The 17,821-nt window shown below is 63.2% G+C and carries 13 protein-coding genes; 5 read left to right on the top strand and 8 right to left on the bottom strand.

The window, feature by feature from the left end:
* The first annotated feature begins 503 nt into the window (after positions 1–503).
* Genes G7Y82_RS19010 through G7Y82_RS18995 form a run of 4 tightly spaced genes read left to right on the top strand, consistent with a single transcriptional unit; the run spans position 504 to position 6,718 of the window.
* On the top strand, positions 504–2,288 hold the full coding sequence (locus tag G7Y82_RS19010) for a thiamine pyrophosphate-requiring protein (RefSeq protein WP_168149704.1): 1,785 nt from the start codon (positions 504–506) through the stop codon (positions 2,286–2,288).
* Between the two features lie 10 nt (positions 2,289–2,298).
* Positions 2,299–3,393, top strand: coding sequence for an enolase C-terminal domain-like protein (locus G7Y82_RS19005; RefSeq protein WP_206370879.1), 1,095 nt, complete (start codon positions 2,299–2,301; stop codon positions 3,391–3,393).
* A complete protein-coding gene (locus G7Y82_RS19000) occupies positions 3,383–6,316 on the top strand; it encodes an FAD-binding and (Fe-S)-binding domain-containing protein (protein WP_206370877.1) in 2,934 nt (977 codons plus the stop codon). The genes G7Y82_RS19005 and G7Y82_RS19000 overlap by 11 nt, the downstream gene beginning before the upstream one ends.
* Before the next feature lie 24 nt (positions 6,317–6,340).
* The gene (locus G7Y82_RS18995) at positions 6,341–6,718 is read left to right on the top strand and encodes a sensory rhodopsin transducer (protein WP_168149702.1); all 378 of its coding nucleotides are present in this window, start codon (positions 6,341–6,343) and stop codon (positions 6,716–6,718) included.
* A 706-nt stretch (positions 6,719–7,424) separates the two neighbouring features.
* Here the strand turns inward: G7Y82_RS18995 and G7Y82_RS21585 are convergent.
* Entirely contained in the window at positions 7,425–7,970 is a 546-nt protein-coding gene (locus G7Y82_RS21585; protein ID WP_277346361.1) for a DUF4396 domain-containing protein, read from the bottom strand.
* Between the two features lie 841 nt (positions 7,971–8,811).
* Here G7Y82_RS21585 and G7Y82_RS18985 point away from each other — a divergent pair.
* On the top strand, positions 8,812–9,702 hold the full coding sequence (locus G7Y82_RS18985; RefSeq protein ID WP_168149700.1) for an SDR family oxidoreductase: 891 nt from the start codon (positions 8,812–8,814) through the stop codon (positions 9,700–9,702).
* Positions 9,703–9,795: 93 nt separating this feature from the next.
* Here the strand turns inward: G7Y82_RS18985 and G7Y82_RS21580 are convergent, their stop codons facing one another.
* The 7 genes from G7Y82_RS21580 to G7Y82_RS18955 form a co-directional block, all read right to left on the bottom strand.
* Complete coding sequence (locus G7Y82_RS21580) at positions 9,796–10,020, bottom strand: DUF6496 domain-containing protein (protein WP_240954420.1); 225 nt, start codon at positions 10,018–10,020, stop codon at positions 9,796–9,798.
* 164 nt (positions 10,021–10,184) lie between these two features.
* On the bottom strand, positions 10,185–10,499 hold the full coding sequence (locus G7Y82_RS18980) for a cytochrome o ubiquinol oxidase subunit IV (protein WP_168149699.1): 315 nt from the start codon (positions 10,497–10,499) through the stop codon (positions 10,185–10,187).
* On the bottom strand, positions 10,496–11,122 hold the full coding sequence (locus G7Y82_RS18975) for a cytochrome c oxidase subunit 3 (protein ID WP_168149698.1): 627 nt from the start codon (positions 11,120–11,122) through the stop codon (positions 10,496–10,498). Before G7Y82_RS18975 ends, G7Y82_RS18980 begins: the two co-directional genes overlap by 4 nt.
* Complete coding sequence (locus G7Y82_RS18970) at positions 11,119–13,203, bottom strand: cbb3-type cytochrome c oxidase subunit I (RefSeq protein WP_168149697.1); 2,085 nt, start codon at positions 13,201–13,203, stop codon at positions 11,119–11,121. The genes G7Y82_RS18975 and G7Y82_RS18970 overlap by 4 nt, the downstream gene beginning before the upstream one ends.
* Positions 13,200–14,054 (bottom strand): cytochrome ubiquinol oxidase subunit II, encoded by an 855-nt coding sequence (locus tag G7Y82_RS18965; protein WP_206370875.1) that lies wholly within the window; start codon positions 14,052–14,054, stop codon positions 13,200–13,202. The genes G7Y82_RS18970 and G7Y82_RS18965 overlap by 4 nt, the downstream gene beginning before the upstream one ends.
* On the bottom strand, positions 14,051–15,826 hold the full coding sequence (locus tag G7Y82_RS18960) for a glycoside hydrolase family 15 protein (protein WP_168149696.1): 1,776 nt from the start codon (positions 15,824–15,826) through the stop codon (positions 14,051–14,053). The genes G7Y82_RS18965 and G7Y82_RS18960 overlap by 4 nt, the downstream gene beginning before the upstream one ends.
* Before the next feature lie 460 nt (positions 15,827–16,286).
* A complete protein-coding gene (locus G7Y82_RS18955) occupies positions 16,287–17,549 on the bottom strand; it encodes a cation:proton antiporter domain-containing protein (protein WP_168149695.1) in 1,263 nt (420 codons plus the stop codon).
* Between the last annotated feature and the right edge of the window lie 272 nt (positions 17,550–17,821).

The raw sequence follows: 17,821 nt of genomic DNA, 5'->3' as shown, positions 1-17,821 counted from the left end.
GCATCTCTTGCGGCGACCATGGCGAGCACCTGTGCCCAGGACTCTCTGTACTTCGACGTCCATCTGAACCAGCAAATTGAAGCGCTCTAGGCCAACTTTCTCGATGAAACTCTTAGCGAGCAAAGTTCTTTCTGTGGGGTCCTCGGTCGATTTACGAAGCTCGCGACCGAGAAGCCACCCAGAGTATTGAGGCGGTAGCGAGTCGAGTCCGTCCATGCGATTCGTTGGGAATTCGCCCGCTAAAACAGGAATGAGGCGAACTCGTCGACACCAGCACGCTCGACCGGGAATTGATTGATCGGTGCATCCAGATCGGGGTGCCCTAGCCCCTCCGCTGGATTTACTCCTCTAGAAATTTAGGACGGCTCAATCCGTTCAGCTCCCGTTCGCATTGAGCGCCGATCTGTTGTGAACCGGGCCCTGCTGTTGCTGTCGCATTAAGCAGGGAAGCGGTCGCAAGTTCTGCAGAGCGCTTTGGAATTCATCCAGCACAAGGAAGTGTCATGGCCAAGACAACAGGAGATTTCATTCTCGAACGCCTCAGCGACTGGGGCGTGAAACGGATATTTGGATACCCGGGAGACGGCATCAATGGATTGATGGGCGCGATGGGTCGTGCCGAGGACCGTTTCGAATACGTACGCGTCCGGCACGAGGAAATGTCGGCATTCATGGCCGGCGCCCATGCAAAATTCACGGATCAGGTTGGCGTTTGCATGGCTACATCCGGCCCGGGCGCGCTGCATCTGCTGACCGGCCTGTACGACGCAAAGATGGATCACATGCCGGTGGTCGCGATCGTCGGCCAGCAGGCGGTATCGGCGATCGGCAGCGACTTCCAGCAGGAGGTCGATCTGGCGCGCGTGTTCGATGATGTCTCCGACTACACACAGACCATCGCCTCGCCGGCGCAGGCGCGCCACGTGATCGACCGCGCGATGCGCATCGCTTCGGCCGAACGCACGATCTGCTGCGTCATCGTGCCGAACGACGTGCAGACGATGGATGCCGTCGAAAGCCCGCCGCGCGCGCACGGCAACAATTACTCGGGCGTCAGCGCCGCGCCGCCGCATCCGCGGCCGTCGAACGACGAACTCGAGCGCGCCGCCGAGATTCTCAACAGCGGCAAGAAGGTCGCGGTGATGTCCGGTGCCGGCGCGCTGCACGCCACCGACGAGGTCATCGAGCTGTGCGAGAAGCTCGGCGCCGGCGTCGCTAAGCCGCTGCTCGGCAAGGCCTCGGTACCGGACGATCTGCCGTTCGTCACCGGTTCGATCGGCCTGCTCGGCACCGAGCCGAGCTGGTGGATGATGAACCACTGCGACACGCTGCTGATGATCGGCACGACGTTCCCGTACGCCGAATTCCTGCCGAAGGACGGTCAGGCGCGCACCGTGCAGATCGACCTGTCATCGCGCAACGTCGGCATGCGCTACCCGACCGAGGTCAACCTGATCGGCGACGCCGGCGATACGCTGCGCCGCCTGATGCCGATGCTGTGCCCGAAGGAGGATCGCAGCTGGCAGCAGGACATCGAGAAGCGCGTTGCCAAGTGGTGGACCGAATCCGAGCAGCGCGCGATGGCCTCGGCCGATCCGATCAATCCGCAGCGCGTGTTCTGGGAACTGTCGCCGCGCCTGCCGGAACGCGCGATCCTCTGCGGCGATTCGGGCTCGCACACCAACTGGTACGCGCGCGACGTCAAGCTGCGTCGGCACATGATGGCGTCGCTGTCCGGCAAGCTGGCGAGCATGGGCAGTGGCGTGCCGTACGCGATCGCCGCCAAGATGGCGTATCCGAACCGGCCGGTGATCGCGATGGTCGGCGACGGCGCGATGCAGATGAACGGCAATGCCGAGTTGCTGACGGTCAAGCAATACTGGAAGCAATGGCAGGACCCGCGCTTCATCGTGCTGGTGCTCGCCAATCATGACCTGAACCAGGTGACGTGGGAGCAGCGCGCGCTGGCCGGCGATCCGAAATTCCCGACCGCGCAGGACGTCATCGACTTCCCGTACGCGCGCTACGGCGAGATGCTCGGCTTCAAGGGCATACGCGTCGAAAATCCGGACGACATCGGCACCGCCTGGGATCAGGCATTCGCTGCCGATCGGCCGGTAGTGCTCGAATTCATCACCGACCCGGACGTGCCGCCGCTGCCGCCGCACATCACCTGGGAGCAGGCCAAGGCGATGATGGGCGCGGTCGGCAAGGACATCGACCAGAGCGGCATCGTCAGGCAGAGCGCCAAGCAGCTGCTGGCGTCGTTCGGCACCACGGTCGAGTAGCCCGGTGGGCGTGCAACGCGCGCCCACGATCGAATCGCTCACGGTACACGCGTGCCGGGTGCCGACCGACGGCACCGAATGTGACGGCACGCTGTGCTGGTCGGCGACCGAGGTCGTCGTCGTCGAGCTGAAGGCAGCCGGCGTCGACGGTCTCGGCTACAGCTATACGCAGGCAGCGCCCGCAGCGGCGCTGATCCGCGACAAGCTGCAGACCATCGTCGTCGGCGCCGACGCATTCGATCTCGGGCTGATCTGGCAGCGCATGAACGCGGCGCTGCGCAATCTCGGTCGTCCCGGCCTGGGCCTGATGGCGATCGCCGCGGTCGACATCGCACTGTGGGATCTGAAGGCGCGCCTGCTCGGCGTGCCGCTGGCGCAGCTGCTCGGCCGGCATCGCGAGGCGGTGCCGGTCTACGGCAGCGGCGGCTTCACCAACTACGACGACGCGCGTCTCGGCACGCAGCTTGGCGGCTGGGTCGGCGACGGGCTGTCGGCAGTGAAGATGAAGATCGGCAGCGCGCCGGACGACGATCCGCGGCGCGTATCGCTGGCGCGCCAGGTGATCGGCGACGGCGTGACGCTGATGGTCGACGCCAACGGCGCGTTCGATCGCGTCGGGGCATTGCAGATGGCGCGGCGCCTCGCCGACTACGACGTCCGCTGGTTCGAGGAACCGGTGTCGTCCGACGATCTGGACGGTCTGCGCTGGGTTTGCGACCGCGCGCCGCCGGGTATGGCGATCAGCGCCGGCGAGTACGGCTGGGACGCCGACTACTTCCGCAAGATGATCGGCGCCGGTGCGGTCGGCGTGCTGCAGGCCGACGCGACGCGCTGCGGCTACACCGGCTTCCTGCAGGCCGGCGTGCTGTGCGACGCGCAGCACCTGAAGCTGTCGGCACATTGCGCGCCGGCCGTGCACGTGCCGGTCTGCTGCGCGGTGCCGCGCCTGGCGCATCTCGAATATTTCCACGACCACACGCGCCTCGAACGGATGCTGTTCGACGGTCTGCCGCTGTTGCGCGACGGGGCGCTGTGGCCGGACCTGCAGGCACCGGGCCACGGCCTGCGCCTGCGCCACGAGGAGGTCCAACGTCATGGGATTTGATGCTCCGGCCAGCCTGATGCAGCGCCAGCCGCCGAGCGGCTTCGACCGCAAGCGCGCCGAAGCGCTGGCCGCCGAACTGCGGCGCACGACCGACGCCGAGGTGCGCTTCGACGGCGGCAGCCGCGCGCTGTACGCGACCGACGGTTCGATCTACCGGCAGGTGCCGATCGGCGTCGTCGTGCCGCGCAGCATCGACGACGTCGTCGCGACGATCGCCGCGTGCCGGCGCCACGACGCGCCGCTGCTGGCGCGTGGCGGCGGCACCAGCCTCGCCGGCCAGTGCTGCAACGTCGCGGTCGTCGTCGACTTCTCGAAATACCTGCACCGCGTGCTGTCGATCGACCCCGGCGCGCGCCGCGCCCGCGTGCAGCCGGGCTGCGTGCTCGACGTGCTGCGCGATGCCGCCGAGGCGCATGCGCTGACCTTCGGCCCAGATCCGTCGACGCATGCGCACAACACGCTCGGCGGCATGATCGGCAACGACTCGTGCGGCGTGCACTCGGTGATGAGCGGCCGCACCGTCGACAACGTGCGCTCGCTGGACATCGTCACCTACGACGGCGTGCGCATGACGGTCGGCCCGACCAGCGACGACGAATACCGGCGCATCCAGCGCGAAGGCGGCCGCCGCGCCGAGATCTATCGCGCACTGCGCGATCTGCGCGACCGTTACGCCGACGAGATCCGCCGCCGCTATCCGCAGATCCCGCGCCGCGTATCCGGCTTCAATCTCGACGAGCTGCTGCCGGAGCGCGGCTTCAACGTCGCCCGTGCGCTGGTCGGCAGCGAGGGCAGCTGCGTGACGGTGCTCGGCGCCGAGCTCGACCTCGTCGACTCGCCGCGCGCGCGCAGCCTGCTCGTGCTCGGCTACGAGGACGTGTTCCATGCCGCGGACCACGTGCCGCAGATTCTCGAGCACGGCCCGATCGGTCTCGAGGGCATGGACCACCTGCTGATCGACTTCATGCAGCGCAAGCATCTGCATCCGAAGAACCGCGCGCTGCTGCCGGACGGCGGCGGCTGGCTGCTCGTCGAGTTCGGCGGCCGCGACAAGGCCGATTCCGATCAGCGTGCGCGTGCGCTGATGACGGCGCTGCGCGATGCCGACGATACGCCGTCGATGAAGCTGTTCGACGACCCGGACGAGGAAAAGCTGCTGTGGAAAGTGCGCGAGGCCGGCCTCGGCGCGACCGCCTTCGTGCCCGGCGAGCACAACACGCATCCGGGCTGGGAGGACGCGGCGGTGCCGCCGGCCAGGGTCGGCGCCTATCTGCGCGAATTCCGGCAGCTGCTGTCGCGCTACGACTACAAGGCAGCACTGTACGGCCATTTCGGCGACGGCTGCATCCACTGTCGCATCGACTTCGAGCTGGCCACCGAACCGGGCCTGGCGAAGTGGCGCGCGTTCATGAACGACGCCGCCGATCTGGTCGTGCGTCACGGCGGCTCGCTGTCCGGTGAACACGGCGACGGCCAGGTCCGCGCCAGCCTGCTGCCGAAGATGTACGGCGACGAGCTGATGGCGGCATTTCGCGCGTTCAAGGCGATCTGGGATCCGCAGCACCGCATGAATCCCGGAAAGAAGATCGAGCCGTATCCGATGGACGCCAACCTGCGCCGCGGCCCCGACTTCCGGCCGCCGCTGCTGCGAACACAGTTCGCGTACCCGGACGACGCGCAGAGCTTCAATCACGCCGTCGGCCGTTGCGTCGGCGTCGGCAACTGCCGCAACGAGCACGGCGGCGTGATGTGTCCGAGCTATCGCGGCACCCGCGAGGAGCGCTATTCGACGCGCGGCCGCGCGCACCTGCTGTTCGAGATGACCAAGCACGGCCCGATCGACGATGGCTTTTCTAGCGACGCCGTGCACGACGCGCTCGACCTGTGCCTGGCCTGCAAGGGCTGCAAGCAGGACTGCCCGGTCGATGTCGACATGGCGACGTACAAGGCCGAGTTCATGGCGCATCACTATCGCCGCCGGCTGCGGCCGCGTAGCGCGTATTCGATGGGACTGATCTGGTGGTGGAGCCGCCTCGCCACGCATCTGCCGCGCCTCGCCAACTTCATCCTGCAGGCGCCGGGACTCGGCCGGCTGGCGAAACGGATCGGCGGCATCGCCGTGCAGCGCGCGATGCCGCGCTACGCGACGCAGAGCTTCGTGCAGTGGTTCCGCAGCCGACGCGCGACGCCGCTGCCGGCCGGCGCGCGCGAGGTGCTGCTGTGGCCGGATACCTGGAACAATTTCTTCCACCCCGCCCCGCTGCAGGCCGCGGTGCGCGTGCTCGAAGCGGCTGGCTGTCGGGTACGTATTCCGGACGTGCCGCTGTGCTGCCAGCGGCCGCTGTATGCCGAAGGCATGCTCGACCTCGCGCGCCGCGAGCTGGGGCGCGTGCTCGACGCGCTGGCCGTCGACCTGGCACGCGGCGTCACCGTCGTCGGTCTCGAACCGTCGTGCATCGCCAGTTTTCGCGATGAGCTGCCGCGCCTATTTCCGGCCGACGAGCGAGCGCGCCGGCTCGCCGCGCAAAGCCTGCTGCTCAGCGAATTCCTCGATGGCATTGGCTGGGAGCCGCCGCCGTTTACGCATTCCTTGGTCGTACAGGCGCACTGCCATCACCATGCATCGCTCGATGTTGATGCCGAGAGGCGCCTACTCGAACGACTTGGCGGTCGCATCAATTGGCTAGATGGAGGCTGTTGCGGTATGGCCGGCAGCTTTGGCTTTCGCGCGTCGACGTACGCGCTATCGCAGACTATTGGAGAACATGCCGTGCTGCCCGCAGTACGCGCCGCATCGCACGACACGATTGTTTTGGCCAACGGATTTTCATGTCGAGAACAGATCTCGCAGGGCACGGGGCGTCAAGCACTCACTCTTGCAGAAATTCTCGATATGGCGTTACCACCATATTTGGCGAACTAGCGAACTTGCAAAAGGAGAAACCACATGAGTATCGGTAAAAGGCAGTGGGCAATCGCGGAAGGCTTTCTTCCTGACCCTGGCCCGCATGCGGACGACCCCGAGCTGCGCAGCCATGAAACTGCGTGCATCCTGAATGCCAATGAGCGCGACGTCGTGCTGGTTATTACGGTGTTTTTCAGAGACCGCGACACAGCAGGCCCTTATCGGATACAGATACCCGCTCGTCGGACCCTGCACCTGCGTTTCGATCAGCTGATCGACCCGGAGCCGATACCCCGAAACACGGATTACGCGTGCGTGATAGAAGCGGACCAACCAGTCGTAATTCAACATACGCGACTCGACGCGCGCCCCGGAGAGCGCGCGTTAATCACGACTATGGCGTACGCCGAAGAAAAGTAACGCCAACATCAGGTCGACATATTGGTGATACACATGACGCTCATGCGTCGTAATCGCCTATGGCGCGCCGATCGGTCTTTGCTTATTTATTAAAAAATTCGAGGACGAAGAAAGTTCCAATCCCGATAGCCACAATCCAAAGCGCCGCCATCCACACCAACGGGAGGCGCCGCCCCTCACGGATCGACGTGTCAATATGCCGCGCCCTCGACGTCTCGGAATTTCTGTTTTTTCCCTTGCTCACGAGATTCGATACCTCACCAACAGCGGAAAAAACTCCCGAGCACGACGAACAATAGAATATTTTTTCATTCCACGCATCACACACTCCTTAAGACGCGCCAATTTCTACGAGATACGAAATCTGGACCGAAACTAGCAGCCGATATCTACGATTTCAAAGAACCTACCTGTCGCTCTTCGACCTCTGGCCTGTGCTTCCCTGAGCGCCCCGTCGACGTTCACGTTCCAGCAGTTTCCTCTTCTCGGAGACTGACATCGTTCGCCCATTCTCTGATCGTCTTTTTACACCTACCCTTCGTTCCTTATCCATAGATCATCTCCTTTATTTTTCGCCCATTTCAAAAAATTCACGCTTCAATGACCGAATAAACTTCAGGAATTCTATAAAATAAAAGAGAACCGGGAGCTGAATGACCGACGGCCAGTCGACGTCCTAAATCACGATGAATTTTTCGGGATCTTCCTACATCTGCTCCTTAATACCGGCTCGCAACAACCAGCAATTGACGGGATATGCAGTGGCAAGACCGAATAGCATTGCGATCTGCATCATGAACCAGAAGGTCATGGAGCTCTTCGGCAGATCGGGGGAGAACAGCACAAACAGCGTGATCGCCATCCATCCGTACATACCGAGCTGCCATGACGTAAGCGATGCGGCATCGGCCTTCAACGCAGCCAGTAGCTCACTGCCAAACGACAGATTTCTCGTTTGTCTTATCGAGAAATACTGGAAAGCCACGCCAAATATGAATGCCGCGATGTAATCGATAATCCAGGCATCGAAGGTCTTATGCTCGAACACATGAAGCGGAATCATTGCTCCGAATGCCTCTGCGACCAAGTCACCCAACGTGCATCCGGCGCCACAATGTAGCGTGCCAACAAGTGCGCCCTCCCAAAATGACCCGCTTCTATGACTGCTGCTCTTATTTCGGCCTATTAACAGGTACAGAAGGAGGCCGAAGACTCCGGCCCAAAGCGCGGTCAAAGGCCAGACTAAGTTCATGATCGCCATTTTCTGACGTCGGCCGGCGAGTATGTCGATCGAAACCACCAATGCACCCAGAACTCCAGATATCACGCTGATTCGGGCTACGCTACTCAAAGGCATAGTCGTGCTCCTCGCCGATAAGTTCACGACCACTAGAGGCTGGCATACCAAGTAGCCACCGCCTAAAAAAGCGCATCGATCGCTCGCATCGGCAGACTGTTGATTTGAGTTGCCGAGTATTAGGCAAAATTAAAGCCACTTTTCACCCAGCGTCTGGCTTTTCCGAGCTATCACTGGCCAGCATGAACCTCGGGCGAACTTATCAGCACGAACACTTTCAAAGACCACTAAACACAGGCATCCGCCATGCTAGCCGTAGGAGTAAGACTTCATGGGCGCAAAAAATGACAAGGAAATTTCCCGTCGAAAACCCGGAACCGGGAGCACGGACAGGCAAGATTAAGAGGCAACTGAGCTCTAATTATGACCGCGAGATGGAAGCCAACAAGCGCGGCAAAGCTGCTGTGGGATGCGTTGAGCTGAGCAAGGTAGTCGGTCGAAGGAGGAATCTGCTGCGAGCCAACAATGCGTACAGATAACGCGAGGATAAATGTTGAATTAGCTACGCCGCTACAGCTCCATAGATATTGGACTACGAACCCTCATCTTCAGCACTTCGGCTTTGTCGGTCCACCAGGTATCACTTTGCTATCGTCACATAAGCACGATCGAGAGGAGCTTGAGGATTAAAATTCATGCGATATGCAAATTTTCAAAGAAGAAGGAATGCTTTATTCAATGTTCAAAGAAATTCCGAGTTATAACTTCTTTAAATTTTTCACGTAGAGGATAATTTATGAATCAGTACACGAAGCAGAATCCACTCACACAGTATCCTAGGCCCCCATTCCCGGCTCAAAGTCAGCTCAGCCCTGGGCTCGACAAAAATATGAAGCCGATGCCTGACTGCGGTGAATCCTCGTACGTCGGTTTCGGGAGACTTGACGGGCGACGAGCTCTCATAACGGGCGGCGACTCGGGCATTGGAAAAGCCGTGGCCATCGCGTTCGCTCGTGAGGGCGCCGACGTGGCGATCAATTACCTACCACAGGAGGAACTTGATGCAAAGACGACCATCGCGGCCGTTCATCAGGCACAGCGGAAATGCGTACTCCTGCCTGGAGACATCACAGACGAAGCATTCTGCACGAAACTTGTGGGGGACGCCGTGCGAGAACTCGGCGGCCTCGACATCGTAGTCAACATCGCTGGCAAGCAGGTGACTCAACGAAGCATTCTCGACATTTCAACAGAGCAGTTCGACAAGACATTTAAAACAAATGTTTATGCAATGTTCTGGATTTGCAAAGCAGCATTGCCTCACCTGTCTCCCGGTGGATCTATTATTAATACTGCGTCGATTCAGTCATACGTGCAGTCTCCAACTTTGCTTGACTACGCATCGACAAAATCGGCCATTATGGGGTTCACCAAAGCTCTTGCTAAGGAAGTGGCGGCCGATGGGATTCGAGTGAACGCAGTAGCTCCCGGCCCGATCTGGACAGTGCTTCAGCCTAGCGGCGGTCAGCCCAGCGAGCATATTCCAAATTTCGGAGAGAATACCCCGCTGCGTCGCCCCGGGCAGCCGGCGGAGTGTGCACCGATCTACGTACTCCTTGCATCACAGGAATCGAGCTTTGTTACCGGAGAGGTTTATGGTGTAACTGGGGGAAACCCAATCCCTTGAGCCAAAAGCACGACACTCGATAGTCCTCGATATGGATCGCGAATATCACGGCCGTGAGATGGATGAACTTTTTGCTTGCCTTGCGCGTATTGCCTATCTCTTTGCCGTCGGCTTTGAACGCGGGGGAACCTTTGCGCCTTTTCGGCGCGCTTCGGATAGACCTATGGCCACGGCCTGCCGGTGGCTCTTGACGGTAGTTCCGTGGCTATCTTTCAAGGTTCCGTTTTCAGCCCGCCGCACGGCTGACTCTACGTATTTCGAGGCGGCTTCTCCATACTTGCGAGAGTTACGATTAGATGATCTGGACGTATTAGACATGGCCCCTCCGTTCTCTTCCTGAATGCTTTTCACTATGGCACGGCAGCGCTGAACAAGGCCTGCACTGACGAGACTCCCAGCAGTAGCCTTTGCGTGTACCCCGAAGAGCCCTCGCCGGGTCCGAGCAAAACATCAGCGGCTTCAGCGAAAGGAAAGCGTGCTTTTCAGGACATCCTTGCTTTCAGATCAAAGAGAATGACGAGCGTCCCCGCCACCATCAAGCCGGCTATCACAGCTGAAAACAGCACCAGTTGTAAATCGTCTCGCGCGGATCTCTGCAGGCTGATGTGCAGGAAGTAGCGGAAGTGCACCACCATCTGCGCGAGCGCCAGTGCAAGCACAACTGCGAATGCGGAGGTCGGGGTGGCGTGCTGCCAGCGCACGGCGGCGAACGCCGCGGCGCTGAGCAGCAGCGCCAGGACGTAGCCGGTCACGTACGTGCGGATCTCGCTGCGCTTGCGGTCGCTTTGTCGGATCATTGGATCATCCCTTGCAGGTAGACGACCGAGAAGATCGCGATCCAGACGACGTCGAGGAAATGCCAGAACAGCCCCAGGCGCTGCAGGTTGACCTTGACGCGGGCGTCCAGCCCGAACGTCAGTACCTGCACCATCATGACGACGATCCAGACGCTGCCGAAGAAGACGTGGAGCCCGTGCAGCGGCACCAGCGCGAAGAATGACGAAAGGTAGCCGCTGCGGCTTGGCACGGCGCCGTCGCTGAACATGATCATGAAGTCGTGCAGCTCCATGCCGAGAAAGCCGATGCCGAGGATCAGCGTGACCCCTAGCCAGCCGAGCAGCTGTCGGCGCGAGGCGCCGTGCTTCATCGCCACCGATGCCAAGCCGAAGGTGAAACTGCTGGTCAGCAGCAGCACGGTTTCGATCAGCGTCGGCACGAGCTTGTATTCGTCGGCCGGCGTCGGGCCGCCGACCGTGGCCGGCAGCATCACGCCATAGGTGGCGAACAGCAGCGCGAAGATCACTGCGTCGCTCATCAGGAACACCCAAAAGCCGAAGATCGCGCTGCCGGCCTGCTCGTGCGTCAGCAGGTCGTTGCGACCGAGTTCGAGGCCGGCCTGCCTGACTTCGTCGGCGCTCATGCCGAGACCTCGGCCAGACCCTGATTGGCGGACGTCATCTCCAGCTCGCGCGGGATCGGTGCGGCGTTGGCGGCCGCTCGCAGCCAGCGCTGTTCGGTGCGCTGCACCTCGTCGGCGCTGATGGTGTGCTCGACGTCGCGCGCAAAGCTGCGTGCGATGACGACGGCACTGATCGCCAGCGCGCCGATGATCGCCAGCCACCACATATGCCAGACCAGACCGAACGCCGCGGCGGCGGCGAGGATGCCGATCGCCGGTCCGGTCATGCTGTTCCTGGGCAGCGTGATGTCCTCGTACGCCCGCGGCGGCGCGTACGGGTCGTCCTGGCGCTTGCCGTCGTGGAACGGATGGCGGCTGTTAACCTGCGGCAACACGGCGAAGTTGTATTCGGGCGGCGGCGCGGAGATCGACCATTCGAGCCCGCGGCCGTCCCAGGGGTCGCCGGCGAATACGCGATTGGCCTTGCGATCGCGCACGCTGACCCACAGCTGCACGAACAGCGACGCCAGCGCGCCGGCCAGCAGCAGCGCACCGATGCCGGCGACGTAGAGCCACGGACGAAACGAGGGTTCGAATACCGCCTGCGTGCGTCGTGCCATGCCCGATGCGCCGAGCACGTAGAGCGGCATGAACGCCAGATAGAAGCCCAGCACCCAGCAGCCGAACGAGATGCGCCCCCACTTTTCGTCGAGCCGGAAGCCGAAGGCTTTCGGGAACCAGTAGTGATAACCGGCGAGCATGCCGTACAGCAGGCCCGGGATCAGCATGTTGTGAAAGTGTGCGACCAGAAACAGCGTGTTGTGCGCCAGATAATCGAGCGGAGGAAACGCGAGAAGGATGCCGGTGAAGCCGCCGAGCACGAAGGTCATCATGAACGCCAACGAGAACAGCATCGGCACCGTGAAGCGCACGCGGCCGAGGAACATGGTCCAGATCCAGTCGTAGATCTTGACGCCGGTTGGTACGCCGATTGCCATCGTCGCGATGCCGAACGCGGCGTTGATGTCGGCCGCCTGCCCCATCGTGAAGAAGTGATGCACCCAGACCGTGAACGACAGCACTGTGATCACGGCTGTGGCGATCACCAGCGAGGTATAGCCGTAGAGCTGCTTGCTCGAGAACGTCGACACCACTTCCGAGAACACGCCGAACGCCGGCAGGATGAGGATGTAGACCTCGGGATGTCCGAACAGCCAGAACAGATTGGCGTAGTTCATCATGTTGCCGCCAAGGTCGTTCGTGAAGAAGTGGAAGTCCAGATAGCGGTCCAGCGCCAGCAGCGCGGTGGCGACGGTCAGCGGCGGCATCGCGAAGATCATCAGGATGCTGGTGCACAGCGCCGTCCAGACGAACAGCGGCATCCGCATCAGGCGCATGCCGGCGCAGCGCATCTTGTAGATGGTGACGGCGAAGTTGATGCCGGTCAGCGTCGAGCCGACCGAGCCCAACGTCACCGCCCAGATCCAGTAGTCCGTGCCGACGCCGGGGCTGAACGCGAGTTCCGTGTACGGCGGGTAGCCGCTCCAGCCGCCGGTCGAGAAGCGGCCGACGACGAGCGAGGCCATGACCAGCGCGGCGGCGGCGGCGGTCAGCCACAGGCTCACCGAGTTGAGCACCGGAAACGCGACATCGCGGCTGCCGATCTGCAGCGGCATCACATAGTTGATGAGGCCGGTCAGGAACGGCATCGCCATGAAGAAGATCATGATCGTGCCATGCGTGCTGAACAGCTGCGCGAAGTGATCGGGCGCGATGAAGCCGGGACTGTTGACGGCCGTCGCCTGCTGCATGCGCATCAGCACGCCTTCGATCAGCGCGCGGCTGAGCATCACGAACGCCAGTACGATGTACATGATGCCGATCTTCTTGTGGTCGACGCTCGTGAACCACTCCGACCACAGATAGCGCCATTTGCCGAGCCGCGTGATCAGGGCCGCGACGAGGATGGCGCCGATGATGACGACCGCACCGGCGCCGGCGCCGACGATCTCGCTGGCGTTCGGATGCTCCCAGGCGCGCACGAATGGCAGTGACTGCCATTCGAAGCGGCCGAGGACCGCGGGAAGGATGCCGTCGGTCATGATCCGGTTTCCTGCGAGCGGACGATGATCTGCCGGAACAGATGCGGCGGCGCCGACGAGAACACGACCGGCTGCGACGGCGACGATTTGTGGAACAGGCCGGCGAAATCATCGGCGTCGAACGGATGCCCGGATGCGCGGGCCTGCCCTACCCACTTCGGGTAATCGGCCGGCGGCAGCGCCACCACGTTGAACTTCTGATCCTGGAAGCCCTTGCCGTTGAACTGGGTGTTCTCGCCGAGGAAGACGCCAGGATGCGATGCGGCCAGATTGAGCTGGCTGACCATGCCGGTCATCGCATAGATCTGCCCTGCGAGCCGCGGGATCAGCAAGGACTGCATCACGGTGCCGCTGGTCAGGCGCAGGTGCACGGGGCGTCCGGCCGGGATCGTCAGGCGGTTGATCGTCGCGATGTGCTCGTCGGGATAGATGAACAGCCATTTCCAGTCCAGGCCCACGGCCTGCACCTCGAGCGGCGCTTGCCCCGACGCGATCGGCCGGTACGGATCGAGCATGTGCGTGTAGTCCCAGAGCAGCACGCTGAGACCGATGACGATACCGATCGGCGGAATCCAGATCAGACCTTCGAGCGTCCAGGAGAAATCCCACTTCGGCCGGAAGGCATGCCTCTTGTTCGACAGCCGGTAGTGCCAGGCGATCAGCGGCGTCAGCAGCAGCACCGGCCCGGCGACGGCGACCAGCACGACGCCGACGATCACATACAGATGCCAATGACTCGCGGCAATCGGACCGGCGTGATTCATCACGCCATGCTCGAGCGCCGCGCAGCCGCCGAGAGCGAGCAGCGGCAGCGCGGCGAGCAGGCGCAGAAGACGAGGCGCGAGCATCATCCGCCGGCTCGCTGCAGAACGGGGCCTGACAGGAACAGCGCGGTATTGATCAGTCCGAGATGCGACAGCGCCTGCGGGATATTGCCGAGCGGGCTGCGGTTGCGCACGGAGTATTCTTCGCTGAGCAGGCCTACATCGTTCGCCAGCCCGATGACACGCTCGAGCAGCGTCGCCGCCTCCTCGTCGCGTCCCTGCATCTTGTAGCAGTCTGCCAACCAGCAGGAGCAGGCGATGAAGGCGCCCTCGTCGTGGCCGTCCGGCTGCAGCGGTTTGCGCCGCACCAGCCCGCCCTCCATCAGGTTTTGCTCGATGGCCGCGATCGTGTCAGCGATTCGTGGATCATCGGCCGGCAGAAAGCCGACCAGCGGCAGCAGCAGCAAGGATGCGTCGAGTGCGTCGCCACCGTCGCAATGCACGAAATGACCGCGCTCGGTGCTGTAGCCGCGCTCGCAGACCGTGCGATGGATGACCTCGCTCAGCGTCTTGAGCCGGGCGATCAGTGCGCGATCGATGCGCTCGTCGTCGGCATGTGCGGCGACGAAGCGCGTGACGCCGACCCATGCCATTACCTGTGAATAAGTGTAGCGCTGCGGGTCGTTGCGGTTTTCCCAGATGTCGGCGCTCGGCTGGTCCCAGATCCGTTCGAGATGCTCGACGATCGCGGTCTCCAGCTCGACGACACGTGGGCTGCGTTCGATGCCGGCGCGCGCGAGAACATCGAAGCTGTCGAGCAGCTCGCCGAAAACGTCGAGCTGCACCTGCCCCGAGGCGGCGTTGCCGATGCGCACCGGCACCGAGCCTTGATAGCCGGGCAGCGCGCCGAACTCGTATTCGTCGAGCCGGCGACTGCCGTCGAGCCGGTAGACGATCTGCATGGACGTCGGCCGGCCGCCGATCGCGCGCAGAATCCAGTCTCGCCAGCGCTGTGCTTCTTCGTGAAAGCCGGCGTTGAGCAACGCGGTGAGCATGAAGGTCGAATCGCGCAACCAGCAGTAACGGTAATCCCAGTTCGCCGGTCCACCGGGAATTTCCGGCAAGCCGAAAGTCGCGGCGGCGGCGATGCCGCCGCTGTCGCGGTCGGTCAGCAATCGCAGCGTGATCAGCGAGCGCCTGAGCGACGCGCCCCAGCCGCACTTCGACTTCAATCGGCCGATCCAGCCTTTCCACGCCTTGTCCGTCGCCTGGATGACGGCGTCGACGTCGAGGACCGGCGGTGCCGGCGCCGTCGACGGCGAATGGCTCAGCACGAAAGCGAGCTTGTCGTGCTTGCCGACGCTGAAGCGCGCAGTGGCATCGTCCGCATTCTTTTCGAGCGCCACGGCTGCATCGAGCGTGACGCGATCAGGCCCCGATTCGAATATGAGGCCGCGCTCGTGCGCCTGCGCCCACGGCACGATCTGTCCGTTGCCGAAGCGCAGCCGCAGCGAGGTCGCCATCTCCACCTCGCCGTCCACGCCCTCGACGAGGCGGACGATGGCCGTGGCGCCGTCATGCCAGGGCATGAGGTCCGTCACCCTGACCCGACCGGTTTCGGTGACGTGCTCGGTTTCGAGCGTCGCCGTGTCCGGCCGGTAGCGTCGCGTGGTTTCGGCCACATATCCGCTGGGCGAGATGAGCCAGCAGCCATGACGCTCGTCGCCCAGCAGCGCCGCGAAGCAGGCGTCGCTGTCGAAGCGCGGCCAGCACAGAAAGTCGATCGATCCGGTCCGGGCGACGAGCGCGCAACTGTGGCCGTCGCCGATGATCGCGTAGTCCTGGATCATCGATGTCATTGAGGAAACGCCTCCATTCGATTGTCCGCTGGCGTACTGGATCGCAGCCTGTTTAAGTGGAGCTTCGTCACGGCGACGCGCAAGCGCCGGATTGCGATGGCTGCGGTCGTGATCGGTTTCCGGTGATCCGGATTCCGCAGACGGGTGTCATCGCTGCGGCCGGGACCGAGCGATGGACGCTGCGCGCCGCTGACGCCATGCAATCGGGTTCACGCTAAGCGGATGCGGCTTGCTCCTGCGTGACTGGGCCGCTGCGCGCACCCGCCTGCGCCCGGATGGCCGACGAGGTTCACGCGGACCGCCATCTCGATCTGCGCAGCCTCGCGCAGCCGGAACGAGCGCTGAAACGCTGGCGCGGCGGCCTGGTCGTGGTCAGTCACGACCAGGCGTTCATCGCCGCGATCGGCATAGACCGCTGCCTGACGCTGAGCGCCGACGGCTTCGCTTCGACGCCGAGAGCTCAGGCCGATGATTTGGCCGCTCGCCCGTCGCGACCGACCAGCACCCGGCTCAGTGGCGTAGCCGTGATGCCGTGCAGCAGCAGGGACAGCGCCGCGACCAGACTGACGACTGGCCACAGCAGCGGAATCTGCAGCTTCTGTCCCCACTGCATCGCATAAAACACGGCGGCGATGCCGATCGGACCGAACCAGCCCACGAAGAGGTGTTCGCGCGTGCTGCGCAGCGACGGCAACCAGCGCCACAACAGCCACCAGGCCAGCGGTCGGCGGATGAACAGCAGCGCGAACGCGAACGGCAATGCGAGCGGCACGATCTCGCGCCACTGCGACCACGGCAGCATTACGCCGAAGAATACGAAGAACGGCAGCTCGAAGAAGCGGCTGATCGCCTGATGAAAGCGATCGTGACGTTCCTCGGCGCTGCCAATCAGCGACTCGTTGAGCCAGACGCCGGCGACGAAGCACGCCAGGATGCCGTCGGTTTCGAGCAGGCGGCACGCGGCCATCGTCGCGAACGCCAGCGACAGCGCGATCGTCACCAGCGAGGTGGTTTCGGCTTCCCGCAGACGGCTGGCCCAGCGCAGCAGGTGGCCACTGAGATAGCCGGTCGCTGTGCCGATGAGCAGCGCGACCCCGACCTCCCACAGGAAGGTCTGCCACCACATCGTCCAAGCGGCATGCACGGCACCGCGATGGACCAGCAGCGCCGCCGGGATCAGCACGAACGGCAGGGCGAGACCATCATTGGCGCCGGCCTCGGCGCTGATCGTGTTGCGCAGGCGGTCCGGGATCACGTCGTCGGCGAAGCGACCGGTGACGATCGAGGCCGCGAGCACCGGATCGGTCGGCGCCAACGTCGCCGCCAGCAGTAGCGCCGGCAGCGCCGCCCAGCCGAGGATCAGCATCGCCAGCGCCGCGCCGAGCAGCCAGGTCATCAGCATGCCGGCACCGAGAATCACGGCCAGTTCGCGCCAGGCCCGGCGCACGTAGCCGGTCGGCAGGCGCAGCGCGGCACCGACGACAGCGATCGACAGCGCCAAGCGCGCCGCTTCGATCATTGTCGGTTCGATGTGCGACTGCCGCAGTGGTCCGGCGAGCCAGCCGAAGCCGAGGGGTCCGACGGCGATGCCGATCGCCACGCACAGCATCGGCTCGGAGAGCCAGAGCCGGTCGTTGACCAGACCGCTGGCCGCGGCGAGCAACAGCAGGACCAGCGAAACAATCAAGATCGCGATGTAGAACTCGGTCATCGTGCCGGGCATGCGGAATGCGGGCAGGCGGATGCCACTCGACCGGAGCCAGAAGGATGGCGAGGCAAGATCATCGACAGCTTCGTGGGCCGCGCTGGTACGCACAGCAGAAATGGAACGGCGGCGTGCTCCGCGACGTGCAAATCCGGCAAGCGACGCCGGCGACAGCTGCGAGCCGATGCCGCGGCAGCACAGCGGTGCGCGCGGACATAAGACGCAGCAGGCGGCGCCGGACCGCGACGGGCGGCTGCGTGGCGACACCGATGGGCGCCGCCATCATCGCA

The organism is Solimonas marina (assembly GCF_012241385.1).
In the GTDB taxonomy this organism is placed as follows: Bacteria; Pseudomonadota; Gammaproteobacteria; order Nevskiales; family Nevskiaceae; genus Solimonas; species Solimonas marina.
Note: the sequence above shows the minus strand (reverse complement) of the source record. Positions and strands in the feature narration are given on the sequence as shown.

What these genes read in the sequence shown, in the direction of transcription:
- G7Y82_RS21585 (WP_277346361.1), bottom strand. Translation starts at nt 7,970, where the DNA reads ATGAACTTAGTCTGGCCTTTGACCGCGCTTTGGGCCGGAGTCTTCGGC.
- G7Y82_RS18995 (WP_168149702.1), top strand. Translation starts at nt 6,341, where the DNA reads ATGAGTATCGGTAAAAGGCAGTGGGCAATCGCGGAAGGCTTTCTTCCT.
- G7Y82_RS18960 (WP_168149696.1), bottom strand. Translation starts at nt 15,826, where the DNA reads ATGACATCGATGATCCAGGACTACGCGATCATCGGCGACGGCCACAGT.
- G7Y82_RS18980 (WP_168149699.1), bottom strand. Translation starts at nt 10,499, where the DNA reads ATGATCCGACAAAGCGACCGCAAGCGCAGCGAGATCCGCACGTACGTG.
- G7Y82_RS18985 (WP_168149700.1), top strand. Translation starts at nt 8,812, where the DNA reads ATGAATCAGTACACGAAGCAGAATCCACTCACACAGTATCCTAGGCCC.
- G7Y82_RS18965 (WP_206370875.1), bottom strand. Translation starts at nt 14,054, where the DNA reads ATGATGCTCGCGCCTCGTCTTCTGCGCCTGCTCGCCGCGCTGCCGCTG.
- G7Y82_RS19000 (WP_206370877.1), top strand. Translation starts at nt 3,383, where the DNA reads ATGGGATTTGATGCTCCGGCCAGCCTGATGCAGCGCCAGCCGCCGAGC.
- G7Y82_RS18970 (WP_168149697.1), bottom strand. Translation starts at nt 13,203, where the DNA reads ATGACCGACGGCATCCTTCCCGCGGTCCTCGGCCGCTTCGAATGGCAG.
- G7Y82_RS19010 (WP_168149704.1), top strand. Translation starts at nt 504, where the DNA reads ATGGCCAAGACAACAGGAGATTTCATTCTCGAACGCCTCAGCGACTGG.
- G7Y82_RS18955 (WP_168149695.1), bottom strand. Translation starts at nt 17,549, where the DNA reads ATGCCCGGCACGATGACCGAGTTCTACATCGCGATCTTGATTGTTTCG.
- G7Y82_RS18975 (WP_168149698.1), bottom strand. Translation starts at nt 11,122, where the DNA reads ATGAGCGCCGACGAAGTCAGGCAGGCCGGCCTCGAACTCGGTCGCAAC.
- G7Y82_RS21580 (WP_240954420.1), bottom strand. Translation starts at nt 10,020, where the DNA reads ATGTCTAATACGTCCAGATCATCTAATCGTAACTCTCGCAAGTATGGA.